Raw genomic sequence first — 24,076 nt, 5'->3', positions numbered from 1 at the left:
CGGTAATCTCCTCCGAACGCCTTACCCAATAAGTACCGGCGTCCTGTTTCCGCACGATTACGTGGCTATTTCCCGGGCGTGGCAGTTGCGGCCGGCATGGCCGGCATTTCGGGCAGGCCGAGCAGAACCGGCGTCTTGCGCTCCCCGCTCTCATCGAAGGCGATCGTCGGATCGGCCTCCTCCGGCGCGTTGACGAAGGTGACGAAGCGCGAAAGCTTCGCGGGATCCTCCAGCACGGCGGCCCATTCGTCCTTGTAGCCGGCGACGTGGCGGGCCATGCTCTCCTCCAGATCGGCGGCGATGCCGAGGGAGTCCTCACAGACGACCTGCTTGAGGTGTTCGATACCACCCTCGAGCGCTTCCTGCCACGGCGCGGTGCGCTGCAGCCGGTCGGCGGTGCGGATGTAGAACATCAGATAGCGGTCGATGTAGCGGATCAACGTCTCGTCGTCGAGGTCACCGGCCAGCAGCACCGCATGCTTCGGAGTCAGGCCGCCGTTGCCGCCGACGTAGAGGTTCCAGCCGTTCTCGGTGGCGATGACGCCGACGTCCTTGCCGCGCGCTTCGGCGCATTCGCGGGCACACCCCGAGACCGCCAGCTTCAGCTTGTGCGGCGAGCGCAGTCCCCGGTAGCGCTTCTCCAGCAGCACCGCCATGCCGACCGAATCCTGCTGGCCGTAGCGGCACCAGGTGGAGCCCACACAGCTCTTCACGGTGCGCAGCGATTTGCCGTAGGCGTGGCCGGATTCCATCCCCTTGTCGACCAGTCGCTGCCAGATCTGCGGCAGCTGCTCGACCCGCGCACCGAACAGGTCGATGCGCTGGCCGCCGGTGACCTTGACATAGAGGCCGAAATCCTTGGCGATCTGGCCGATTTCGATCAGCTGCTCGGGCGTCACCTCACCGCCGGGCATCCGCGGCACGACCGAATACGTGCCGTTCTTCTGCAGGTTGGCCAGGAAGTGGTCGTTGGTGTCCTGCAGTGCGGACTGCTCACCGTCGAGGATGTGGTCGCTCGAGGTCGAGGCCAGAATGGAGGCGACGGTCGGCTTGCAGATATCGCAGCCGATTCCGGTGCCGTGCTTGGCGATCAGCTCCGAGAAGGTGCGGATTCCGGTCACCCGCACGATCTCGAACAGTTCGGACCGGGACTGGGTGAAGTGCTCGCACAGCGCCTTCGACATCTCCACGCCGGACTGCTCGAGCAGCTTCTTGATCATGGGAACGCAACCGCCGCAGGAGGTTCCGGCGGCGGTGCAGCTCTTGACGCCGGCGATATCGCAGGCGCCTTCGTGAATAGCTCCGACGATGGCGCCCTTGCTCACGTTGTTGCAGGAGCAGATCTGCGCCTCGTCGGGCAGGGCGTCCGCGCCCAGTTCGGCGCCCGCGGGCGAGATCAGCGCGGCCGGTTCGGCGGGCAGTTCGCTGCCGACCAGTGGCCGCAGCGCCGCGTACTGCGAGGCGTCGCCGACCAGGATGCCGCCCAGCAGCGTCTTCGCGTCGTCGGAGATCACCAGCTTGGCGTAGGTGCCCTTGGCGGCGTCGTGCAGCACCACCGACAGCGCGCCCTCGGTGGTGGCGTGTGCGTCGCCGAAGCTGGCCACGTCCACGCCGAGCAGCTTCAGCTTGGTCGACAGGTCGGCGCCCGGGAATTCACCGGCGCCGCCGAGCAGCCGGTCCGCGACGATCTCGGCGGTGGTGTAGCCGGGCGCGACCAGGCCGTAGCAGGTGCCCTCCACGGCCGCGACCTCGCCGACGGCGTAGATGTGCGGATCGGAGGTGACCATGCCGAGGTCGGTGAGCGCGCCACCGCGCGGCCCGATCTCGAGTCCGGCGTCGCGGGCGATCTGATCGCGCGGGCGCACACCGGCGGAGAACACCACCAGCGAGGCGTCGATCACCGACTCGTCGGACAGCGAAACCCGCAGGCCCGCACCGTCTTCGGCGGGCTCGATGGCCGAGGTGCCGACGCCGGTGTGCACGTGCAGGCCCAGATCGGTGACGAGCTTCTCCAGGATCGCGCCACCACCCTCGTCGACCTGCACCGGCATCAACCGCGGCGCGAACTCGACGACGTGCGGCGTCATTCCCATGAGCCGCAGGGCATTCGCCGCTTCCAGACCGAGGAGTCCACCGCCGACGACCACACCGACCGCTCCGGGGCCCGCGTTCTGCGCGGCGACCCGGATGCCGTCGAGGTCCTCGAGGGTGCGGTAGACGAAACATTCGGGACGGTCGTGGCCGGGCACCGGCGGCACGAAGGCATACGATCCGGTCGCGAGAACCATTGCGTCGTAACCGATCACGTCGCCGGAAGAGGTGGTCACCTTGCGGGCGGCGCGGTCGATCTCGTCGGCGCGCACGCCGAGGCGCAGATCCACCAGCGTGTCGCCGGCGTACTCGTTACCGGGCAGGGCGAGCGCGCTCTTGTCCCAGGCGCCGACGTAGGACGACAGGCCGACGCGGTCGTAGGCGGCCTGCGACTCCTCGCTCAGCACGACGATCTGCCATCGGCCGGTCTCGTCCCGGGAGCGCAGGGCCTCCACGAACCGGTGCCCGACCATGCCGTGGCCGACGACCACCACGGTCTTGCGCTGCGCGGATTCGTCTGTCGTGAACATGGCTGTCCTCCGATGCTTGTCGTGATGGTCAGGCGCGAGCCGAGGTGGTGGACCGGGTGGAATCGGATTCGGGTGACCGTTCGGCCTCGAGCACCAAGGCTTCCGCCTCGGCGATGACACCGGATTCGGTACGCGCCGTACGCATTCCGGGCCGCCGCAGGAAGACCGACCAGACGACGGTCGCGCACACTACGTAGAAGCCGAGGAACACCCAGAAGGCCGTGGTCGCGGAATTGGTGGAGGCGTAGGAGGAGCGCAGCACCAGGTTGATGGCCACACCACCCAGGGCGCCGATCGCGCCGACGAAGCCGATCAGCGCGCCCGAGGTGTTGCGCGACCAGGCAGCCTGCTCCCCGGCGCTCACCGGAAGGCTCTTGGACTTCGCGTCGAAGACCGACGGGATGATCTTGGTGACCGACCCGTTGCCGATGCCCGAGAGCACGAACAGGGCGATGAATCCGCAGACCAGGGCGACCATGGTCGCACCCGAGGCCACGCCGCCGTTGTGGTCGGCGGCCACACTGGACACCGCGACGACGACCGCCGCGACCATCATTCCGGCGAACCCGGCCAGCGTGACGCGGCTGCCGCCGAAGCGGTCGGCCATCTTGCCGCCGAAGGGGCGGGCCAGCGAACCCAGCAGCGGGCCGATGAAGGCGATCTGCGCGGCGTGCAGACTCGCCTGGGCGGCCGAATCACCGCCGGCCTTGAAGCCGATCTGCAGAATCTGGCCGAAGGCGAAACTGAAGCCGATGAACGAGCCGAACGTACCGATGTAGAGGAAGGCGATCGCCCAGGACTGCGGAACCTTCAGCGACTCCAGCATGTAGGACAGATCGGCCTTCTGGTTGCGCAGATTGTCCATGTAGAGCGCGGCGCCGAGACCGGCGACCGCGATGAACGCCAGGTACACCAGGCAGACGACCGACGCGTAGGAGTTGCCGAGCGTCGCGATCACCAGCAGGCCGATCAGCTGGATCACCGGGACGCCGATATTGCCGCCGCCGGCGTTCATGCCCAGCGCCCAGCCCTTGAGCCGCTGCGGGTAGAAGGCGTTGATATTGGTCATCGAGGAGGCGAAGTTGCCGCCGCCCAGGCCCGCGAACGCCGCCACCACCATGAACGTGGTGTAGGAGGTGCCCGGCTGGTTGATGAAGTACAGCGTCAGCAGCGTCGGGATCAGCAGCATCAGGGCGCTGAAGATCGTCCAGTTGCGTCCGCCGAAGCGTGCGGTGGCGACGGTGTAGGGAATGCGCAGGATGCCGCCGACCAGGGTCGGCATGGCGACCAGGAAGAACTTCCCGGCGGCGTCGATGCCGAACTTGTCCGTCGGCATGAACAGCACCATCACCGACCAGATCGACCACACCGAGAATCCGACATGTTCGGCGACGACCGACCAGATCAGATTGCGGCGGGCGATCTTCTTGCCGCCGGCCTCCCAGGCCGCGACATCTTCGGCATCCCACTGCTCGATGTCGTGGTTACGCGTCAGCGTGCTCAACAGGGCCTCCTGAAATCCGGTTGGCCCCAAGGTAGAAAACGGGTATTGCCGCGATGCTGCGCCGCATGACGCGCAAATCAACGGTTGCTCACGAAGTCGGCGATTTCCCGGTGAGAACCGGGACTTTGTTTCGCCCATATGACACAACGGTTTCCGTGCGTCACAAAGTGCCGACGCTCCCACCGCGAGTCGGTGAGGTCGATGCCGGCGAGTGGTCCGGGCCACAGTACGCGGCCGTCGGCTCACATCATGGCCACAAGCTCACCGCGGCGCAACCCGAGCGGTGAAATAGCCGAGAGGTCGCGCCGCGGAAGCCGGTCAGTGCCAGGTGTCCTCGAGCATGCGCGGCTTGCACGCCTGCCAGGCACCGGCCACCAGCACCAGTACGGCAACCGCCAGCAGGGCGAAGGGAGCGCCCCAGCCGCCGACCACGCTGTGCAACACACCGAACAGCAGGGGGCCGACGCAGGCGACGGTGTAACCGACGCCCTGCGTGAAGCCCGACAGTGCCGCCGAACCGGCCTGCGTGCGGGTGCGCAGATTGATCAGCGTGAGCGCCATCGGGAAGGTGCTCGGGCCCAGGCCGAGCAGCAGCACCCACAGCCACGGTGCGCTCATCGGTGCGATCAGCAGGCCGGCGAAGGCCGCGAAAAACGCTATCGCGCAGCCGATCACGACGGGGAACGGATTACGGATACGGGCGGTGAACGACGGTGCGGTCAACGCGGCCGCCAAGCCCATGAAGGAGAAGAAGGCGACCATCGTGCCGCCGAAGCTCGCGTCGGCGCCCGCGTCGGCGAAGAGTTTGGGCAGCCAGGTGAACATCGAGTAGGTGACCAACGAGGTCATGCCGAACATGGCGGCCATCCCCCACGCCAGCGGCGACCGCCGGATATTGCCCGCGCGCGCGGGCTGTTCGCCCGGCACCTCGGCCAGCGCGGTGGTGTCCGCGCGGTCGTGACCACGCCGCCCCCGCAGCACACCCAGCCACGGCACCGCGGCCACGAACCCGAGCAGCGCCCACAGCCCGAGCGAGACCCGCCAGCCGGCCGCATCGGCGACCGGGACCGCGATCAGCGCCGGCACCACGGTGCCGATCTGCACCATCGTGATGTACACCGAACTCAGCACTGCCAGGCGATCGGCGAAATACCGCTTCACCAGGGGTGGAATCACGACATTGCCGATGCCCATACCGGCCAGCGCCAGCGCGGACAGACTCAGCAGCTCCCAGGTGTCGGGCACCAGCGCCCGGGTGAGCTGCCCGGCCCCGGCCATGCACATGGCGACCAATGCGGTGCGTTCCAGGCCCAGCCGCCGCACGAAGATCGGGGTGATCAGCCCGGCCAGCGCGAACATGGCGGTCGGGATCATGCCGAAGACACCGACGACGGCGGTGGAATAGCCGATATCGGCGCCGATCCGCTCGGCGAGCGGGGTGAAGGCGGTGACCGCCACGCGCAGTGTCAGCGCCGAGACGACGATCGCGACGAGGACGAGGATCCGGCCCTCGGCCAGACCTCGGCGCCGGATGTCGGTGGTCGACTGCAGATTGGTAACCGTCACCGCGAAATCATAGGATGATTGGATGAAAGCGGGCAACAAATGTGAGGAGGGGTACTCTATTGGCCGTGCAACCAGTCCGGCGCACCAGCCTCATCGCTCAGGTCACCGAACAGCTGCGCGCTGAAATCCGTTCGGGGCGTTGGCCGATCGGCTCCCGCATACCGACCGAACCGGAACTCACCGAATTGACCGGCACCGGCCGCAACACCGTGCGCGAAGCGGTGCAGGCGCTCGTGCACGCCGGCATGCTCGAACGCCGGCAGGGGTCGGGCACCTACGTCATCGCCGCCTCCGATCTCGGCGGCACCCTCACCAAATACTTCGCCGACGCCGTCGAACGCGATGTGCTCGAACTGCGCCAGGCCCTCGACGTGCAGGCCGCCCGGCTGGCCGCGCTGCGCCGCGACGACAACGACGTGCAGACCCTGCTGCGCCTGCTCGACCGGCGCAGCCAGGTCTGGGATATCGACAGCACAGCCGCGGTCGACGCGGACGTGGCGCTGCACCGCGCCATCGTCGCCGCCAGCCACAACACGGTCTACCTCGAGTTCTACGATTCGCTGCTACCCGTGATCGAGGACGTGATTCGTTCTCGCACAACCAAATACGGCAACCAGTATCACGACGAACACGCCGAGCTGGTACATGCCGTGATCGACGGCGACTCCGATCGGGCCGCTCGCGCCGCCAACTGCTTCCTCGGCTCGCTCATCGCCGAATACCCCGAACGGTGACGGTCGCCGCCGGTAGGTAAACGATTCGTCACCGTCGTGCCGGGAGCGGGGTGAGCGAGTGTTGCTGCGAACGTCACGGAGCGTGAATCGGCCGTAATTTCACGTTCCTACCGTGGATACGACCGCCGGACCCCGACCTCCGGGTCCCCGAGATGAGGGCGGTCGTATCCCTTCGAGAGGAACGCGCCGATGACTACCACCGACGCCGCGATATCGGCCACTGCCGCTCCCGAGTTCCACCATCAGGCCCGCGGCCGCTGGCTCGAGCACTGGGAGCCGGACAACGAAACCTTCTGGGAGAACGGCGGAAAGCGCACCGCCCGTAAGAATCTCGCCTTCTCGGTCTTCTCCGAAAACCTGGGATTCAGTATCTGGGTGCTGTGGGCCAGCGTGGTCACCGCCATGGGTTCGGCGGGCTTTCATTATCTGAGCGGCCCGGACGCCGTGGCCAATTCGCTGCTGCTCACCTCCACACCCACCCTCGTCGGCGCCGCGCTGCGCGTGCCCTACACCTTCGCCATTCCGAAATTCGGCGGCCGCGCGTTCACCGTCTTCAGCGCCGGCATGTTGCTGCTGCCGACGCTGGGGCTGGCCTATTTCGTCAATCAGCCCGGCACGCCGTTCTGGGTGTTCATGCTGCTGGCCGCGCTCGCCGGCGTCGGTGGCGGCAATTTCTCCTCGTCGATGGCGAATATCAATTTCTTCTTTCCCGAGGGGAAGAAGGGCGCCGCGCTGGGCATCAACGCCGCGGGCGGCAATATGGGCGTCGCGCAGACTCAGCTGCTGGTGCCGTTGATCATCACCCTCGGCACCCATCTCATGGCGAAGGATCCGGCCGGTTACCGGTTCGGCATCACCCTCGCGGTGCTGGTGTGGATTCCGTTCATCCTCGTCGCCATGTTCGGCGCGCTGCGGTACATGGATTCGATCACCGGCGCGAAATCCGACGGCAGTTCCTACCGGCTTGCACTGACCAACCGGCACACCTGGATCATGGCGGTGCTCTACATCGGCACCTTCGGATCGTTCATCGGCTTCTCGTTCGCCTTCCCCACCCTGCTCAAATCCACGTTCCCGGAGCTGGCGAAGATCGGCTGGATGTCCACGATCGGCAACCTCGCCTTCCTCGGCGCCTTCGTCGGATCGCTGAGCCGGCCCTTCGGCGGGTGGATCGCGGACCGGTTCACCGGCGCCCGGATCACCGTCTACGTCTTCACCGGTATGGCCGGCGCCACCGCGCTGATCGTGGCCGCGCTCACGGTGAAGAACTTTCCGCTGTACCTGATCTCGTTCCTGCTGCTGTTCGTGCTGTCGGGCATCGGCAACGGTTCCACCTACCGGATGATCCCCTCGATCTTCGGCGCCGAAGCCAAACGCCGCGCCGCCGAATACGGCCAGGACCCGGCGACCGCTCTGGCCGCGGCCAAACGGCAGGCGGGTGCCGCGATCGGCGTGGTCGGCGCGGTGGGCGCGGCCGGCGGGTGGGTGCTGCAGCAGGCGCTGCGGGAATCCAATATCCACTTCGGCGGAATGGCGCCGGCCTTCTGGGCTTACGCCGTCGCCTTCCTGGTGATGGGCGGACTCACCTGGTGGTTCTATCTGCGCTCGTCGTTCGCTGTCGAGCGGGTGCCGTCACTGGCCCACGCGGGCGTCTGAGGGCTGGGCCCACGACAGTGCGGGCTCGCCGGTCGGTTCCGATCGGCGGGCCCGCTACAGCATCAACCGGATCATGTCGGCGGTGTGTGCCAAGCCGGGAAACGCCTCCGCCGTCGACCGCGGATGCAACGCGTGGACCGCGAGCCGGAACATGACCGCACGCAACAACATCTGCGGCCACTCCGGCAGATCCGACCACCGCTCGAGCAGGCCCGGATCGGCACCACCCCAGGACAGCGCGTCGACCACGATCACCGCGGCCGCCCAGGACGCGGGCCGCCAGTACGGGGTGATGTCGGTGAGCCCCGGAGCCTGGCCGGTCGTGAACAGCACCGTGCCGAACAGATCGCCGTGCACGAGCTGCGACGGTATCTGCACCTGTTTCCGCAGCGTCGCCAGTTGCGCCAGCATATCGATGCTGTGGCGGCCGTCCGGCGTGGTCACCGGCAGCATGCCGCCGGCTTTCAGGCTGCGCAGCGGCACCGTCTCCCAGGCGGCCCGGTCGGCGGCGACGAAGACATCGACATCGACCCACGGTGCGATCGGCTGCTGGGCCAGAAAGCGCGGCCGCTCCAGCCGCGCGGTGGCGTAGTGCAGGCGCAACGACACCGACACCACCTCGTCGTGGCGCGGTTCCGGAGTGCCGTCCATATAGGTATCGGCACGCCAGCCGGACACCACGTAGCGACCGTCGGTGGCACGCACCGGCCGCGCCAGCCGCACCCCGTCCACCTGCAGTGTTTCCCGAACCTTCGCCGACCACGCCGCCCGGGCGTGATCGGCCACCGGGCTGAGCACCACCTCTCCGCACCGCCACCCACCGTCCCAGTCGCCCAGCGCGACCGGGGACACTTCGCGCAGCCCGAAAGTGGCGCGCACATGCTCCGGAGGTTCGACAGATGTCACGGCCGTACCGTAACCCCGGGAACTTGTCCACTCGAGACAACGCGCTGAGCCGCCTCCCCGGAACTTTTACTGTGCCGCCACCCCGAGCCTCCGCGTACCGGTAAGTGCCACGCGAGTACCAGCCCGGCCCCAGGTCGGGAGCCGAAAAAGCCTTGGGCGTACCCGGCGAGTTACCCATGTTCTCGCGAAATCAGTGGGCCTGTCCCGTAGCGGAGCCACGGGACAGCATCGACCGAATTTTCGTGTCAGTAGACGGGCAGGCTCGGGTCGATCTGGTTGGCCCAGGCGACGATTCCGCCCTGGAGGTGGGTGGCGTCGGAGAATCCGGCGCGCTTGAGGGCGGCCAACGCTTCCGCGGAGCGGATGCCGGTCTTGCAGTGCAGGACGATCGGGGTGTTCTGCGGGAGTTCGGCGAGAGCCTCGCCGGACAGGATGCGGTCCTTGGGGATCAGGGTCGCGCCGTCGATGCGGACGATGTCCCATTCCACCGGTTCGCGGACGTCGATGATGGCGACGTCCTTGCCCGCGTCGAGCATGTCCTTGAGTTCGCGGGCGGTCACCGTGGAACCGATCGCGGCGGCCTGGCCCTCCTCGGAGACCACACCGCAGAACGCCTCGTAGTCGATGAGCTCGGTGATGGGCTGACGCTCCGGATCGCGCCGCAGCTTGATGGTGCGGTAGTTCATGTCCAGTGCGTCGTAGACCATCAGCCGGCCGAGCAGGGTCTCCCCGATACCGGTGATCAGCTTGATGGCCTCGGTGACCATGATCGAACCGATGGACGCGCACAGCACACCCAGCACACCGCCCTCGGCGCAGGACGGGACCATGCCCGGCGGCGGCGCCTCGGGGTACAGATCGCGGTAGTTGATGCCGCGCTTCTCGCCGTTCGGACCGTCGGGGGCGTCCTCCCAGAAGACCGATACCTGACCCTCGAACCGGTAGATCGACCCCCACACATAGGGCTTGCCGGCCAGCACGGCGGCGTCGTTGACCAGATAGCGCGTGGCGAAGTTGTCGGTGCCGTCGACGATCAGGTCGTACTGCGCGAACAGGTCGACCGCGTTCTCCGGCTCCAGCCGGATCTTGTGCAGCACCACCTCGACCCCGGAATTGATCTCCAGAATCGAATCGCGCGCACTGTCGGCCTTGCTGCGGCCGATATCGGATTCACCGTGAATGATCTGCCGCTGCAGATTCGACGCGTCCACCTCGTCGAACTCCACGATGCCGAGCGTGCCGACACCGGCGGCGGCCAGATACAGCAGCGCCGGCGAGCCGAGACCACCGGCACCGATCACCAGCACCTTGGCATTCTTCAGACGTTTCTGCCCGTCCATCCCGACATCGGGAATGATCAGATGCCGGCTGTAGCGGGCGACCTCATCCCTGGTCAGCTCCGCGGCCGGTTCGACCAGTGGCGGCAGGGACTGTGGTGATGACACGTCGCAGACTCCTCGAATCGAATTCGCCGATAGGGCTGATCGGTGCAACGCGGCGAATCGGGCCGTTCTTCCCTTCCATGGTGCCGCATCCGTCACCCCGGGGCGCGGGTGGGTGAGCGGTGCCGGCCGAATTCAGCCCCGCGGATACGGCCAGGGATTGAAGCGGCATTTCTTCCCGTCCATCGGCACCACGCCCTGCGGGTCCAGGGTCGCGATGTCGTTGTTGCGGGTGCCGAAGGTCTGCTGCATCATCACCGGCGCCAAACCGCCGTCGATCTCGCACGGCTGGTGTTCGTGGTAGCCGATGGCGTGGCCGACCTCGTGATTGATCTGGTACTGGCGGTAGGAGCCGATATCGCCCTCGAAGGCGGTGGCGCCGCGCACCCAGCGCACCTCCGAGAGCACGACGCGGCCGAGATCGGAGTTGTAGCACGAGGAATCGATCGGAATCTCGAAACCGCAGGCCGATTTGGTGGTCTGCCGGGAGGTCAGCGAGACCCGGAAGTCCGGTTCACCGGTGTCGATGCGCCGGAAACCGAAGCGCGGATCGTGGGTCCAGCTCTTGGGATTGGCCAGAGTCGCCTCCACCATCTTGGCGACCGAATCGTCCCCGCCGAGCGAGGTGGTGTCGACACCGTTCTCGACCTCGACGGTGTAGGTGAACTGATGCTCCTGCCCGGCCCCGATCTGCGCCGACGCCCCGGGAACGATATGCCAGGTGCCCGCCGCGGTCTCCGTGAACGCCCCGCCCGCGGGGAGTGCGCCGGAGGGCGGATCGCCGGCGAACTTACCGTCGCCCTTCGGCGGTGCGCCGATGATGCCGGCCTTGCTGGTGTGCTGGCTGAGCCGGCCCAGGGCGGGAGTGGAACCGCCGGAGGTGTCGGTACCCCCCTTGACGGCGTCCACGACGACCAGCACGGTGATGATCACCAGCACCGGCAGTGCGTAGGCTCGCCAGCCGTAGGTGGAGACGAACCGTCCCAGCGCGCTCTGCTTCTTCGTATCCCGTTCCGGCCGTGGCCGATTCGCCGCATCGTGGGCACCGGTCGGATCCCATTTCGCGCGCAGCGGCTGATGGGAACGATCGCCGTGGCCGTTGCCGCGATAGAGGCCGAGCGGATCGTAGAATTCGGGGATTTCCGTAGGTTGCTGCCGGTCACGCCGACCGGCGCCGACCGATTCCGCGCGCGCGGCCAGCACGCCTGCGGGGCGAGGCGAATCGGGCCCGCCGGTCGGTCTGCCCCGTTGATCGCTCACCCGAACAGATTCTCACAGGCCGTTCTGCGACACCTACATACCTGCCGTTGACCGGCCGGGGTTGCGAGAAATCTCACGACTGTGCGAGATTTCTCACGGCGGCCAGTTACTGACAGGTTGCCAATAGGTGTGGAAGGTTATTCGAATACCACAACGGCAGGAACGGGATCGGCTTCCCAGCCAGTGCACCCGACCCGCAGCGGGCTGCATCACGAACGAGTATCGTTCGTTGAATACCGTGCACATCCACGTTCCCGCCGGGAATCGACTGGGAGAACCGAAATGACTGACCTCGTGGACCGGATGACGTCCTCGCGACTGTCGTCCGAGGCCATGGCACCGAGCAAGCGCGGAACCCGCCTACCCCGGGAGGCCCGCCGTGCCCAGCTGCTCGCCGCGGCCAGCGAGGTTTTCGTGCTCCGCGGCTACCACGCCGCCGGCATGGACGAGATCTCGCAATGCGCCGGCGTCTCCAAACCCGTTCTGTATCAGCACTTTTCAAGTAAGCTCGAACTGTATCTGGCGGTCCTGCAGAACTATATCGACGCCTTGGTGTCGAGCGTCCGCCAGGCATTGCGGTCGACCACCGACAACCGGCAGCGCGTCCGGGCCGCCGTCGCGGCGTACTTCGACTTCGTCGATCACGAAACCCAGGGTTTCCGACTGGTTTTCGAATCCGATCTGACCAGCGAACCGCAGGTGCAGCGGCGCGTCGAACAGGCCACCGAGGCCTGTGTGGACGCCGTCTTCGACCTCGTCGCCCACGATTCCGGACTGGACCCTTACCGCGCCCGCATCCTGGCCGTGGGCCTCGTGGGCGCCAGCCAGATCACCGCGCGCTACTGGCTCGAGGCGGACCGGCCGATCCCGAAGGAAGAGGCCGTCGACACCACCGTCCAGCTCTGCTGGGGCGGCCTGTCCCGCGTGCCGCTGTCGCAGCGTTGAGAGCGCACACCCGCTGAGCCGACGACAAGGCCCGGATCCGCCACCGCGGATCCGGGCCTTTCGAGTTCCTACAGCGGCGACGAGTCCTCCTCGCCGCCGGAGAATCACACCGCGGCGAAACCCACGCGGCCGCTGGTGGAGGTGCCGATTTCGACATAGGCCACCCTCGAGGCCTGGATCAGGTACTTGCGCCCCTTCTCGTCCTCGAGGGTCAGCACACCACCCGAACCGCTCAGCGCGCCGGAAACCAGCGCCTCGACCTCCTCGGGGGTCTGCGAGCTGGCGATCACCAGTTCCCGCGGGCTATCCGAAATGCCGATCTTGACCTCCACGGCCAACCTCCTAGAGTCCAGATGGTGTCGCTGCCCAGGCTAGTGCAGCGAGGGGGTCGGCGACGACGCGCCCGCCTGTGCTGTCAGCGAACAGCCGCCGGTCCGGGCGGCCGTCACGGGCCGCTCATCCCAGGCTCAGTACCCGCATCCGCTCGGCATGCGAGTTCTGCATCCGCTCGAACAGCGCCGCCACCCCGTTGAGGTCGCCGGTCGCGGTGAGGACCAGTTCGGTCAGCTCGTCGCGCTGGGCCATGACGTACTGCGCCTGGGTGATGGCCTCACCGAGCAGCCGGCGGCCCCACAGCGTGAGCCGGTCGCGCTCGGAGCGGCTGACGGTGACCGCCCGGCGCACCTCCTCGATGACGAATTCCGAGTGATGGGTTTCGGCCAGCACATCGCGCACGACCGCGGCCACTTCCGGCGCGAGCGCATCGGCGAGCACCGCGTAGAAGTCGGCGGCGATACCGTCGCCGACGTAGAACTTCACCATCGACTCGAGCCAGTTCGAGGGATCGGTCGAGGCGTGGTAGTCGTCCAGGGCCCGCACGAACGGCGCCATCGCGTCGAAGACGTCGACGCCGCGGGCCTGCAGCGCGCGCTCGAGCGTGCCGAAATGCTCCATCTCGGCGGCGGCCATCTTCGCCACCGCGACCTTGCCCCGCAGCGTGGGCGATAATTTCGCCTCTTCCGCCAAGCGGTAGAACGCGGAGATCTCACCGTAGGCGAGCACCGCGAACAGGTCGGTGACACCGAGATGGTCGGCGGGGATTCGATGATCGGATTCGGTCGAAACACCCAGCGCGCCAGATGTGTTTGCACCCATGGCCACCACCCTAATAGGTCGGCGCCCGCAGGGGGCGGCGGCGCGGCGCCGGAAAGAGTTCCCCCGCCGGCCACGCTTCACACCGGCACGTCCGCGCCGTCGAGTAGCTGCTTGCCCTCCATCGCCGCCTCATGCCTGGTCGCCCAGAAATTTCTCCAGGTAGCTCCACGTGGTGTCGCGGGCGATCAGGATGCCCAGATGGCTGCCTGGCGAGGTCTCGTAGCGCACCTCGCGGGCGCCGGTCAGCGTCCGCTGCCCGTGCGCCACCGCCGCCGCGGGGGTGATGACATCGTCGGTCCCGCCCACGAGCAGTACCGGCGCGGTGATCTCCGAAAGCGCGATCGGCCGCTCGCCGACGTGCACCACGCCCTCGCCGATGTCGTTGGCCAGCATGAACCGGCTCCACAGCTGGTTGTAGAACCGGCCGGGATAGCCGGGCAGCTGCGACTGGAACCGGTCGATGGTCTCCATCCGGGCCAGCGTCGCGGCATCGGTCAGATTGCTCGCCAGAAACATCGGCCGGCGCAATTCGCGATCCCAGGCCGCGGCCCGGTAGGCGATGCGGGTCAGCGGCGCCGGGACCCCGCCGGCCGCGCGGATCAGCGTCGAGACGGTGCGACCCCCATCGATCCGGGCCAGCGCACGGACCTGCGGAACACCGTTGACGCGGTTGTAGTCCAGCGGTGCGCCGACCGCGGTGACGGAGCGGATCGGCAGGGTGGCGTCGGCCGCGGCGGTGAGCAGCGACAGCACGCCGCCGAGGGACCAGCCGACCAGATCGACCGGAGCTCCGTCGCGATCGGCCGAAACGCGCCGCACCGCCTCGGGCAGGATGTCGTCGACCCAGTCCTCGAATCCCATGCGGCGGTCGGCGAAGCCGATCTCGCCGTAGTCGACGAGGTAGGGGCGGCGGCCGATCTCCAGCAGGAAGCGGGCCATACTCTGGTCCGGGCGCAGATCGAAGCACACCGCCGGGGCCGCCAGCGGCGGCACCATCAGCACCGCCGTGTCGTCGGCGGGCGGCGGTCCGGCGGGATCGACGTCGTAGCGGCGCAGCAGCCGGTGCGGTGCGTCCCAGAGCACCGTCGAGGGGGTGGGGACGGGCGCTTCGATGCCGTCGCCGAAGGTCAGCGCCCATGCGTTGCGGGCCGCGACGCCCGCGGTCTCTGCCAAGCTCACAGCGACCAATTTATCGTGTGACACACCGTCTCACATATGTGGGCTGGACCACGCCGTGCCCGACCGTTCGCGCACCCCGCGAGCAAAAGCAGACATATCGGCACCTCGGCACCCGTCCGCATACTTGCGCGAAATCGCCGTCCCGGACGACCGGCAATTTCGCGGGTCACGATGAATTGCGGTGTGCCGCATACGGACCGGACACCGAGCGGCGGACGGCGACAGCGGGAGCGAGGCGAAGAAAGTTATCACGCTACAATCTCTATGGGCAACGGAAATTTTCGCTCGCACCGCCATATCCCGGCCGGCTAATCGGGACCGGTGGTCGAGGCAGTGCGACAAGGGGTAACCGGGGCCCGCCGAAAATGTGCGCGCACCAGATCCGCGACCCCTTTGCGCCGCGCTCGGACAGCGATCCGGGTGGCGAGAGTGCAGGTGGAACCCGCCGGAAATGTGGTGGCCCGGAAATCCGGTCCCAATCCACCCTCGTGCGCGCTGGATGCGACAAACACGAGGAAGGCACGAATCCTGAGCAAGATCACCGTCGAACAAGAACCCGGGTTGGCGGAGACGCTGCTGACAGCGGAACTCGACTCCACCCACACCACTCCGACATTCGCCGAATTGGGCGTTCGCCCCGAAATCGTGCGCGCCCTCGGCGAGATCGGAATCGAACACACTTTCGCCATCCAGGAGCTGACCCTCCCGCTCGCGCTGGCCGGCGACGATCTGATCGGCCAGGCCCGCACCGGTATGGGCAAGACCTTCGGATTCGGCGTACCGCTGCTGCACCGAATTTCCACCGCCGATTCCGGCACCACGGCATTGGACGGCACTCCCCGCGCACTGGTCATCGTGCCGACGCGAGAACTGTGCGTCCAGGTCACCCAGGATCTGGAGAATGCCGGTAAATATCTGAGCAATCAGAAGGGACGCCTGCGCGTCACCTCCATCTACGGCGGCCGTCCCTACGACGCGCAGATCGCGGCGCTGCGCGAGGGCGTCGACGTCGTCGTCGGCACCCCGGGCCGCCTGCTGGATCTGGCCGAACAGCAGCATCTGATTCTCGGCAAGGTCGGCGTCCTCGTGCTCGACGAGGCCGACGAAATGCTCGACCTCGGCTTCCTGCCCGATATCGAGCGCATTCTGTCGATGGTTCCCGAACAGCGCCAGACCATGCTGTTCTCGGCGACCATGCCGGGACCGATCATCACGCTGGCTCGCACATTCCTGCACAAGCCCACCCATATCCGGGCCGAGGAACCCTCCGATTCCGCGGTGCACGATCGCACCGCGCAATTCGTCTACCGCGCGCACGCGCTGGACAAGAGCGAATTGGTCGCGCGGATTCTGCAGGCCGAGAGCCGCGGCGCGACCATGATCTTCACCCGCACCAAGCGCACCGCCCAGAAGGTCGCCGACGACCTGGCCGACCGCGGTTTCGCCGTCGGCGCGGTACACGGCGATCTCGGCCAGATCGCGCGTGAGAAGGCGCTGGACAAATTCCGTAAGGGCAAGATCGACGTGCTGGTCGCGACCGATGTCGCCGCCCGCGGTATCGATATCGACGACGTCACCCACGTCGTGAACTATCAGTGCCCCGAGGACGAGAAGACCTACGTGCACCGCATCGGCCGCACCGGCCGGGCCGGGCGCACCGGTGTCGCGGTCACGCTGGTCGACTGGGACGAGCTGCATCGCTGGGAGAGCATCAATTCCGCGCTGGGCCTGGGCATTCCCGAGCCGGTGGAAACGTACTCGCGCTCCGAGCACCTGCGCAGCGACCTCGGTATTCCGGAGAACGCGACCGGCACCGTGCGGCGCGCGCCCGCGCGCGAACCGGATGCGGTCGTTGAAGAGCGGGAGGCACGCCAGCCGCGCAAGCGCAACCGCCGCCGCACCCGTGGCGGCAAGGCGGTCGACGCGGCCGAGGGCACCACGGCCGAGTCGGCCGAGCCCGCAGCGGAGACCACGGAAGGCACTGGGGCGCAATCGGTTCCGGACGAACAGCCCGCGAGCGACGCGGCCGAGGGCGACAAGCCGGCGCGGCGTCGTCGCCGCCGGCGTCGTAAGCCCGCCGCGGAGGGCGGCGAGACCACCGGCGGTGACGACTCGGCAGCCGAGTCCGGTAGTGCGGCAACGGGTGGCGATCACACTGCCGCATCGGCCTAGTTGCCGGATCGGTTAGTCTCGCTGACGTGCTCGCACCCGAGCGGCGGACGCGCGCCGACCTCTATGCCGCAGTCGCGATCGCCGTTGTCGTGGCGATCGCGGCGGTTGTCGTGTGGTCGACGAGCGACGCCCGCGGCACCGAATCCGATCCCGCGGCACATCCGTCCTCGGTGGCGCCGGCGGCCGATCGGCTGCCGGACGCCCTCACCGAGCGATGGCACGCCCCCGACGGGGTCGCCGCGCGGGCACTGACCTCGAGCGGCGTCGCCATCACCGGTGACGGCGGCACCGTCCGCGGCCTCGACGCCGCCACCGGGCGCGAGCTCTGGAAGTATCAGCGCGATCTGCCGCTGTGCGCGCTGGAGAGCCAATTCGCCACGGTGATCGCCACCTATCGCGATCCGCGCGGTTGCAGCCAGACCACCATGCTCGGCGCGGAGGACGGGCGCCGGCGCACCGCGCGCAGCAGCTATATGGACTCGCAGATCCGAATGTCCACCGACGGCACCTACGTGCTGGCCCAGGGGCCGCGGCGGCTGGAGGTGTGGCGGTCGGATCTGGTCCGCACGCTCGAATACGGCTACGTCGACGCGCAGGTGAACCCGCACACCCAGCCCCGGCACGACTGCACGCTGCTGTCGGCGGCCTCGGGCGGCAGCCGCCTGGCGGTGCTCGAACGCTGCCCCGATGACGCCGCGGACCGGCTGACGGTGCTGAATCCGGCGCCGAAGGACGCCTCCGCTCCGGAGGAGTACGGCTCGCACGTCCTGACCGAACCCGGCGCCGCGGCCGCCAACGCCCGCGTCGTCGCGGTCTCGGACAACCGGATCGCGCTGTATCTTCCCGGAACCGACGCCGCCCCACCGGAATTCGCGATCTACGACGCCAACGCGAATTCGCTTGCAATACACCGTCTCACCGCCCCGATCGCCGACAACAGCACGGTCACCCGGATCGGTTCCGCATACTTCGTGTTCACCGGCAACAGCGTGATCGCCTTGAGCGCGAGCACCTTCGAACCGCTGTGGACCGCACCGGACGCCCTGGGCGCACCGGCGATGATGGCGGGCGACGTGTTGGTTCCGGTCGCCGACGGTATCGCGGCGCTCGATCCGGGCAGCGGCGCCCAGCAGAAGCGGATCCCGTTGCGTCGCAGCGACTATCACGGGGAGCCGATTTCGCTGGCCGTGAGCGGTCCGGTGGTGCTGGAGTTGCGGGGCGGCCGGCTCTACGGGACCAGCTGAGCCCGCGCCTCGGTCCGTCCGCCCGGCCGCCCGCGCGGTGCGGCATGATCGAAATCATGAGTGCATCGGACAGGGACTATCGGCTGGTGCTGCTGCGGCACGGCGAGACCGCGTGGTCGGCGGCGCGCAAACACACCGGGCGCACCGATATCGCGCTCACCGAACGCGGCGAAGCGCAGGCCCGGGCCGCCGGGAAGGTCGTGGCGGGCCTCGGCCTGAGCGATCCGCTGGTACTGACCAGCCCGAAGCGACGCGCCGTGCACAGCGCCGAACTTGCCGGGCTGTCCGATCCGCGAATCGATGACGACCTGGTCGAATGGGATTACGGCGACTACGAGGGCCTGACCACCCCGCAGATCCGCGAAACCGCGCCCGGCTGGACGGTCTTCACCGGCGACGTCCCGGGCGGTGAATCCGCCGATGCGGTCGGCGCGCGGGCCGATCGGGTGCTGGAATCGGTGGCGCCCGCACTGCGGCTACGCGATGTGGTGCTGGTCGGGCACGGACATTTCTCCCGGGTGCTGATCGCGCGCTGGGCGGGGTTCCCGGCCCGGGAGGGACGGCGATTCTTCCTGTCCACCGCGGCGATCAGCGTGCTGGGGCACGATCACCAGGCTGCGACGATCCTGGCGCACAACATCGTGCCGCCCGAGGCGGGCCGAGAATCCGATACCGAGGCGGGCCGAGAATCCGATACCGAGGCAGGCCGAGAATCCGATACCGAGGCGGGCCGATGATTCGTCGCGCCACGCCCGAGGATGTGCCCGCCCTCGTCGAACTCGTCTACGACCTCGCCGACTACGAGAAGGCGCGCGACCAGTGCGCCTTGACGGCCACCGACCTGCACTCCGCCCTGTTCGGTCCGGCGCCGGCGCTGTTCGCCCATGTCGCCACCGCCGATGGGCGGGTCGCCGGATGCGCGATCTGGTTTCTGAACTATTCGACCTGGACCGGTAAGCACGGCATCTACCTGGAAGATCTGTACGTCAGGCCGGAGGCGCGCGGTCGCGGGCTGGGCAAGGCGCTGCTCGCCGAACTGGCCCGCGAGGCCGTGGCCAACGGGTACACCCGGGTGGATTGGTCGGTGCTGGACTGGAATACGCCCTCGATCGAGTTCTACCGTGTACTGGGCGCGGTAGCCCAGGACGAGTGGACCGGGTTCCGGCTCGCGGGTGACGCGCTGGCGCGGCTCGCCGATTCCGGAAAATTCTGAGAATTCCGCGCGGCGGTGTCGATTCCGCGGCGGGGTGCGCGTCGAAGAGTTGAATGGCTCGAAAGGCGGGCCACCCACTCGGAGGACGAAACCATGTCGCAATATCTGATCCTCATCTACCAGGACGAGCGTGCCGTGGCCGAACCGGAGTCCGGCGGCGCGATGGCGGACAGTCACCGGCAGTTCGGCGAGGCCCACGCGGCGGCGCTGCGCGGCGGAAACGCTCTGCACCACAGTCACACCGCCACCAGTGTGCGGCCGGACGGCGCCGGTGACTTCGTGATCACCGACGGACCGTTCGCCGAGACCAAGGAGCAGCTCGGCGGCTACTACCTGATCGAGGCCGAGGACCTCGACGCCGCGATCGCCATCGCCCGCCGCGTGCCGATGGGCTCCGGGGGCGTGGAAGTGCGCCCGGTCCTCGAATTGAGCTGAGCCGCACCGTGCTCGACGACCACTCCCCCGACCCCGCCCGCATCGACCGCTCCACCGACCGGGTCGCCGCGGCGGTGGCCGACGCGCATCGCCGGGAGTGGGCGTTCGTACTGGCGGCGACCGTGCGGGTGACCCACGATCTCGAACTCGCCGAGGAATGCGTTCAGGACGCGTACGCGCAGGCGCTGGTGCGATGGGCCGCGGACGGAATTCCGTCCCGGCCCGCCGCCTGGCTGACCACGGTGGCGCGCAATCGCGCACTGGATCTGCTGCGCCGCCAGTCCACCGCGCGCCGGGCGCTACCACTGCTGATCGCGGACGAGAACACCACCGGTACAACCGATTTCGATGCCATCGACCCATACGATCCGCAGTTCCCCGACGACCGCCTGCGACTGATCTGTACCTGTTGCCATCCGGCGCTGGCGCCGCAGACCCAGGTCGCGCTCACCCTGCGTCTGGTCTGCGGGCTCACCACGGCCGAGGTGGCGCGCGCCTTCCTGGTGGCCGAGCCGACGATGGCCGCGCGGATCACCCGCGCCAAGAAGAAGATCACCGCCGCCCGGATTCCCTATCGGGTACCGGGGCCGGCCGAACTGCCCGAGCGCGTCGAGGCCGTGCTGGCGGTGGTGCATCTGCTGTTCACCACCGGGCACACCGCACCGTCGGGCGACGATCTCATCCGCCGCGATCTGACCGAACGCGCCCTCGATCTGGCGCGGATGCTGCACAGTCTGCTGCCCGAGGACCCGGAGATCGCGGGCCTGCTCGCGCTGCTGCTGCTCACCGACGCCCGCCGCGCGGCGCGGGTGACGTCCGGGGGCGCCATGGTCGCACTGGCCGATCAGGATCGCGCGCGCTGGGATCGCGAGGAGATCACCCAGGGCATCGCGCTGGTGCGCTTCGCGCTGGAACGGCGTCCGGGCCGCTATGCGCTGCAGGCCGCGATCGCCGCCGTGCATGCCGAGGCGCCCAGCTACGCCGCCACCGACTGGCAGGAGATCCGTGGGCTCTACGACGTGCTGATCCGGATCTGGCCGTCGCCGGTGGTGGCGCTCAATCGAGCCGTCGCGATCGGGATGGCGGGCGATCCGGCCGCCGGATACGCCGAGCTCGACGCCCTCGCCACCGAACCGCAGCTGGCCGCGTACAGCTACCTGCCCGCCGCGCGCGCCCACTTCCTCACCGAGCTCGGGCGCTTCGACGAGGCCCGGCTCGCCTACTCCGAGGCGCTGCTGCTGACCGAGAACGCCGCCGAGCGCGATTTTCTCGACCGTCGCCTGGCCGAGCTCGACCGGCGCGCGTCCGGCCGCCACAACGGCCGCTGAGGCGGCGTTTCGCGCGAGCGCGGGCATAGGGTGGACCGATGGATGTGACCGTTCGTCCCGTGACGGAATCGGAAGTGCCCGAACTGGCCCGCGTGCTCGGTCTGGCGTTCGACGACGATCCGATCGTGCGGTGGTGCATACCCGCCGAACGCACCCGCCCCGCCCGCGCGGCGACCATGTTCGGCGCGCTGATCCGGCATCTGTACCTGCGGCACGGGGCGGTCGACGCGGCCTTCGACGCGTCGGGCCGGATCGTCGGGGGCGCGGTGTGGTCGCCGCCCGGGCAGTGGGATTCCTCGGACGCCGATCAGCTGCGGATGCTGCCCGCGCTGGCGCGTGCGTTCCGGCTGCGGCTGCTCGCCGCAGGGCGGATGTCGGATCGGATGAGCAAGGCGCATCCGCACGAACCGCACTGGTATCTCGCCATCGTCGGCACCGATCCGGCGGTTCGCGGCAAGGGGTACGGGCACGCATTGCTGGCGCCGCGGCTGGCGCACTGTGACGAAACCGGCGCGCCCGCGTATCTGGAATCCAGCAAGTTCGCCAATATCGCCTATTACGAGCGCTTCGGCTTCGATCTGCGCGGCGAGCTCGACGCTACCGGCGGCGGACCGCTGCTGTGGCCGATGTGGCGTCAGTCCGCGACGTCGTAGGCCTGGGCCATCCAGCGCACCGACGGCGGCGAGAAGATCAGGCCGAGCGTGACGAGAGCGAGCAGCCCGACCGGAATGCCCAGTTCCAACCGATGCGAGCTGAGCATGTACCAGGCGGCGGGCAGCAGCAGGACCTGCGCGATCACCACAATGGCCCGGCCCCAGCGCTTTCCGCGCAGCAGACCGATCCCGGCGGCCAGCACCGCGCCGGCCAGGATGACGAACCAGGCGGCGGTGCCGTAGGCCGATTTCGCGGAGGTGTCGGCCGACGTGATGCCCTGCACCAGGAGCACGATCGCGATGATCACCCCGATCAGGCCCTCGAGCGTGGCCAGCGCGCCCGCCCCGCGCACCGTGCCCGGAGTCGGGTCGGCCGCGCCGCCGGTGGTGCCGCCGGTGCTCTCACTGTCCGCGTTCTGCTTCGCCACCCGCCCAGCGTAGAACCGCGCGAACCGGGCCTCGCACGCGTGGTCACCTCCGCGGCGGGATTCGGCGGCGATCGCTCAGTAGGCTGCTCAGGGTGCGGACGCTGTTGATCGTGAATCCGAATGCCACCTCGACCACTCCGGCCACGCGGGATCTGCTCGCCCACGCGCTGGAGAGCCGCACCCAGCTCATCGTGGCGCATACCCAGCATCGTGGACACGCGGCCGAATTGGCGCAGTGGGCGACCGATGCCGAGATGGACCTGATCGTGGTGCACGGCGGCGACGGCACGGTCAACGAGACCGTCAACGGATTCCTCCCGCTGCCGCAACCGGGTGCGTCCGCATCGGACCCCGCCGGCGCCGCGGAATCGGCCGCGCACCGAGCGGGCACCTGGATCCCGCGGTTGGGCGTGATCCCGGGCGGTTCGGCGAACGTGTTCGCGCGTTCGCTGGGTATCGAAGCGGATCCGGTGGCCGCGACCAATCAGCTCATCGACCTGCTCTCGCTCGACGGCGGCGACGCGCACGCCGGCGATCGCCGGATCGGCCTGATGGTCGCCGACGGCCGTTGGTGCGCGTTCAGCGCGGGCGTCGGGTTGGACGCCGACGTGTGCGAGGCGATCGATCGCAGCCGCGCCGCGGGTCATGCCGCGACGCCGGCCCGGTATCTGCGCACCACGGTCCGGCAATTCTTCCGGGCCAAGCGCCGCGAGCCCGCGATCACCGTGCGTGTTCCCGGCCACGATCCGGTGCCAGGCGTGCATTACGCCTTCGTGACGAACACCAGTCCGTGGACGTATCTGGACAGCACTCCGGTGCGGACCAATCCCGGGACGACCTTCGAACGCGGGCTCGGCGTGTTTGCGATGCGGACGATGGGGGTATTGCCGACACTGTCGGTCGCCAGGCAACTCCTGGCGTCCGACGGAGATCCGAAGGCCCGCAATTTGTTTCGCGTCGACGACGTATCTTCGGTGCGAATCGAGGCCGACGACGAGGTCGGTCTGCAAATCGATGGCGACTTCATCGGCCGCCGCAACGTGGTGGATTTCACCTCGGTGCCGGAAGTGCTCGAAGTCGTCGCTCCCGAGCCGGATTCCCGCCGACACAACTGAGAAACCTCGCAGTTGCGCTGCGGAAACCGGCACAAGCGAGTACAAAGGACTCCGCAGGCCCGGCTTTTCAGGGCTTTAGAGCGTGAGCTTCCCCACGGTGCACCCGAAGGCTATTGACATCTACGGTGTTCGTGAAAGCATTCACAAGCAACCGTGCGGAAACATTCGAGACGCACAAGTGAACGGACCACAAACCAGCGGCGCCTTACGGCGCCCATGCAAAGGAGCAGAGGAATGGACTGGCGCCACAAGGCCATCTGTCGCGACGAGGACCCCGAGCTGTTCTTCCCGGTGGGTAACAGTGGTCCGGCGCTCGCACAGATTGCCGATGCCAAGCTGGTCTGCGCCCGCTGCCCCGTGACCGCCGACTGCCTGTCCTGGGCCCTGTCCTCCGGGCAGGATGCCGGCGTGTGGGGTGGTATGAGCGAAGACGAGCGCCGGGCGCTGAAGCGGCGCAACGCCCGCACCCGCACTCGCAGCGTCGTCTGAGACGCGCGGCGTTACCGGCCTGTAGTAACCG

General features: G+C 68.2%; 22 protein-coding genes. 12 read left to right on the top strand and 10 right to left on the bottom strand.

All coding sequences use genetic code 11. The features are described 5' to 3' along the window. Window positions 1–65: 65 nt before the first annotated feature. From nirB to NMI01S_RS26575, 3 genes are all read right to left on the bottom strand, one after another. Window positions 66–2,621 (bottom strand): nitrite reductase large subunit NirB, encoded by a 2,556-nt coding sequence (gene nirB, locus NMI01S_RS26585; protein ID WP_063001421.1) that lies wholly within the window; start codon window positions 2,619–2,621, stop codon window positions 66–68. A gap of 28 nt (window positions 2,622–2,649) precedes the next feature. Continuing rightward, entirely contained in the window at window positions 2,650–4,128 is a 1,479-nt protein-coding gene (locus tag NMI01S_RS26580; protein WP_245717047.1) for a nitrate/nitrite transporter, read from the bottom strand. Between the two features lie 315 nt (window positions 4,129–4,443). After that, window positions 4,444–5,691: an MFS transporter gene (locus tag NMI01S_RS26575; protein ID WP_245717038.1), complete on the bottom strand. Its 1,248-nt coding sequence runs from the start codon at window positions 5,689–5,691 to the stop codon at window positions 4,444–4,446. 65 nt (window positions 5,692–5,756) lie between these two features. Between NMI01S_RS26575 and NMI01S_RS26570 the strand changes: the two genes are divergently transcribed. Both NMI01S_RS26570 and NMI01S_RS26565 read left to right on the top strand, forming a co-directional pair. Next, window positions 5,757–6,425, top strand: coding sequence for a FadR/GntR family transcriptional regulator (locus NMI01S_RS26570; RefSeq protein ID WP_063001419.1), 669 nt, complete (start codon window positions 5,757–5,759; stop codon window positions 6,423–6,425). Between the two features lie 189 nt (window positions 6,426–6,614). After that, entirely contained in the window at window positions 6,615–8,081 is a 1,467-nt protein-coding gene (locus NMI01S_RS26565) for an MFS transporter (protein ID WP_063001418.1), read from the top strand. A 54-nt stretch (window positions 8,082–8,135) separates the two neighbouring features. Here NMI01S_RS26565 and NMI01S_RS26560 read toward each other — a convergent pair whose 3' ends face one another. From NMI01S_RS26560 to NMI01S_RS26550, 3 genes are all read right to left on the bottom strand, one after another. Next, window positions 8,136–8,987 (bottom strand): TIGR02569 family protein, encoded by an 852-nt coding sequence (locus NMI01S_RS26560; RefSeq protein WP_063001417.1) that lies wholly within the window; start codon window positions 8,985–8,987, stop codon window positions 8,136–8,138. Between the two features lie 245 nt (window positions 8,988–9,232). Next, window positions 9,233–10,432 (bottom strand): adenylyltransferase/sulfurtransferase MoeZ, encoded by a 1,200-nt coding sequence (gene moeZ / locus NMI01S_RS26555; protein ID WP_063001416.1) that lies wholly within the window; start codon window positions 10,430–10,432, stop codon window positions 9,233–9,235. 132 nt (window positions 10,433–10,564) lie between these two features. After that, window positions 10,565–11,569: a DUF3152 domain-containing protein gene (locus tag NMI01S_RS26550; RefSeq protein ID WP_063001492.1), complete on the bottom strand. Its 1,005-nt coding sequence runs from the start codon at window positions 11,567–11,569 to the stop codon at window positions 10,565–10,567. Between the two features lie 402 nt (window positions 11,570–11,971). On the opposite strand from NMI01S_RS26550, the gene fasR reads away from it, so the two are divergent. Next, complete coding sequence (gene fasR, locus NMI01S_RS26545) at window positions 11,972–12,634, top strand: HTH-type transcriptional activator FasR (RefSeq protein WP_030515992.1); 663 nt, start codon at window positions 11,972–11,974, stop codon at window positions 12,632–12,634. A 104-nt stretch (window positions 12,635–12,738) separates the two neighbouring features. Here fasR and NMI01S_RS26540 read toward each other — a convergent pair whose 3' ends face one another. The 3 genes from NMI01S_RS26540 to NMI01S_RS26530 all read right to left on the bottom strand — a co-directional run bounded on the left by NMI01S_RS26540 (window position 12,739) and on the right by NMI01S_RS26530 (window position 14,968). Further along, window positions 12,739–12,966, bottom strand: coding sequence for a DUF3107 domain-containing protein (locus tag NMI01S_RS26540; protein WP_063001415.1), 228 nt, complete (start codon window positions 12,964–12,966; stop codon window positions 12,739–12,741). A gap of 124 nt (window positions 12,967–13,090) precedes the next feature. Beyond that, window positions 13,091–13,789, bottom strand: coding sequence for a ferritin-like fold-containing protein (locus NMI01S_RS26535; protein ID WP_063001414.1), 699 nt, complete (start codon window positions 13,787–13,789; stop codon window positions 13,091–13,093). A gap of 129 nt (window positions 13,790–13,918) precedes the next feature. Continuing rightward, window positions 13,919–14,968, bottom strand: a complete 1,050-nt coding sequence (locus NMI01S_RS26530) for an alpha/beta fold hydrolase (protein ID WP_063001413.1) — start codon at window positions 14,966–14,968, stop codon at window positions 13,919–13,921. Between the two features lie 561 nt (window positions 14,969–15,529). On the opposite strand from NMI01S_RS26530, the gene NMI01S_RS26525 reads away from it, so the two are divergent. The 7 genes from NMI01S_RS26525 (at window position 15,530) to NMI01S_RS26495 (ending at window position 22,013) form a co-directional block, all read left to right on the top strand. Beyond that, window positions 15,530–17,140, top strand: a complete 1,611-nt coding sequence (locus tag NMI01S_RS26525) for a DEAD/DEAH box helicase (protein WP_174554576.1) — start codon at window positions 15,530–15,532, stop codon at window positions 17,138–17,140. A 26-nt stretch (window positions 17,141–17,166) separates the two neighbouring features. Further along, the gene (locus NMI01S_RS26520) at window positions 17,167–18,384 is read left to right on the top strand and encodes an Rv3212 family protein (protein ID WP_063001412.1); all 1,218 of its coding nucleotides are present in this window, start codon (window positions 17,167–17,169) and stop codon (window positions 18,382–18,384) included. Window positions 18,385–18,440: 56 nt separating this feature from the next. Then, window positions 18,441–19,121, top strand: coding sequence for an acid phosphatase (locus tag NMI01S_RS26515; protein WP_245717037.1), 681 nt, complete (start codon window positions 18,441–18,443; stop codon window positions 19,119–19,121). Then, on the top strand, window positions 19,118–19,597 hold the full coding sequence (locus tag NMI01S_RS26510; RefSeq protein WP_063001411.1) for a GNAT family N-acetyltransferase: 480 nt from the start codon (window positions 19,118–19,120) through the stop codon (window positions 19,595–19,597). The genes NMI01S_RS26515 and NMI01S_RS26510 overlap by 4 nt, the downstream gene beginning before the upstream one ends. Before the next feature lie 93 nt (window positions 19,598–19,690). Next, entirely contained in the window at window positions 19,691–20,032 is a 342-nt protein-coding gene (locus NMI01S_RS26505) for a YciI family protein (RefSeq protein WP_063001410.1), read from the top strand. An 8-nt stretch (window positions 20,033–20,040) separates the two neighbouring features. After that, the gene (locus NMI01S_RS26500; RefSeq protein ID WP_245717036.1) at window positions 20,041–21,360 is read left to right on the top strand and encodes an RNA polymerase sigma factor; all 1,320 of its coding nucleotides are present in this window, start codon (window positions 20,041–20,043) and stop codon (window positions 21,358–21,360) included. Window positions 21,361–21,419: 59 nt separating this feature from the next. After that, window positions 21,420–22,013 carry a GNAT family N-acetyltransferase gene (locus tag NMI01S_RS26495; protein ID WP_245717035.1) on the top strand — a complete coding sequence of 198 codons (594 nt, stop codon included), beginning with the start codon at window positions 21,420–21,422 and terminating at the stop codon, window positions 22,011–22,013. Here NMI01S_RS26495 and NMI01S_RS26490 read toward each other — a convergent pair. After that, complete coding sequence (locus NMI01S_RS26490) at window positions 21,995–22,441, bottom strand: hypothetical protein (RefSeq protein ID WP_245717034.1); 447 nt, start codon at window positions 22,439–22,441, stop codon at window positions 21,995–21,997. The genes NMI01S_RS26495 and NMI01S_RS26490 overlap by 19 nt on opposite strands. A gap of 92 nt (window positions 22,442–22,533) precedes the next feature. Here NMI01S_RS26490 and NMI01S_RS26485 point away from each other — a divergent pair, with 92 nt between their 5' ends. After that, on the top strand, window positions 22,534–23,556 hold the full coding sequence (locus NMI01S_RS26485; protein WP_063001408.1) for a diacylglycerol/lipid kinase family protein: 1,023 nt from the start codon (window positions 22,534–22,536) through the stop codon (window positions 23,554–23,556). Between the two features lie 234 nt (window positions 23,557–23,790). Further along, window positions 23,791–24,045 (top strand): WhiB family transcriptional regulator, encoded by a 255-nt coding sequence (locus NMI01S_RS26480; protein WP_030516005.1) that lies wholly within the window; start codon window positions 23,791–23,793, stop codon window positions 24,043–24,045. Window positions 24,046–24,076: the final 31 nt, after the last annotated feature.

The sequence above is a fragment of the Nocardia mikamii NBRC 108933 genome (genome assembly GCF_001613505.1).
In the GTDB taxonomy this organism is placed as follows: domain Bacteria; phylum Actinomycetota; class Actinomycetes; order Mycobacteriales; family Mycobacteriaceae; genus Nocardia; species Nocardia mikamii.
Note: the sequence above shows the minus strand (reverse complement) of the source record. Positions and strands in the feature narration are given on the sequence as shown.

Excerpts from the sequence above, each read along its gene's own strand:
- nirB (WP_063001421.1), bottom strand. The coding sequence starts at position 2,621 with ATGTTCACGACAGACGAATCCGCGCAGCGCAAGACCGTGGTGGTCGTC.
- NMI01S_RS26565 (WP_063001418.1), top strand. The coding sequence starts at position 6,615 with ATGACTACCACCGACGCCGCGATATCGGCCACTGCCGCTCCCGAGTTC.
- fasR (WP_030515992.1), top strand. The coding sequence starts at position 11,972 with ATGACTGACCTCGTGGACCGGATGACGTCCTCGCGACTGTCGTCCGAG.
- NMI01S_RS26535 (WP_063001414.1), bottom strand. The coding sequence starts at position 13,789 with ATGGGTGCAAACACATCTGGCGCGCTGGGTGTTTCGACCGAATCCGAT.
- NMI01S_RS26515 (WP_245717037.1), top strand. The coding sequence starts at position 18,441 with ATGAGTGCATCGGACAGGGACTATCGGCTGGTGCTGCTGCGGCACGGC.
- NMI01S_RS26510 (WP_063001411.1), top strand. The coding sequence starts at position 19,118 with ATGATTCGTCGCGCCACGCCCGAGGATGTGCCCGCCCTCGTCGAACTC.
- NMI01S_RS26505 (WP_063001410.1), top strand. The coding sequence starts at position 19,691 with ATGTCGCAATATCTGATCCTCATCTACCAGGACGAGCGTGCCGTGGCC.
- NMI01S_RS26480 (WP_030516005.1), top strand. The coding sequence starts at position 23,791 with ATGGACTGGCGCCACAAGGCCATCTGTCGCGACGAGGACCCCGAGCTG.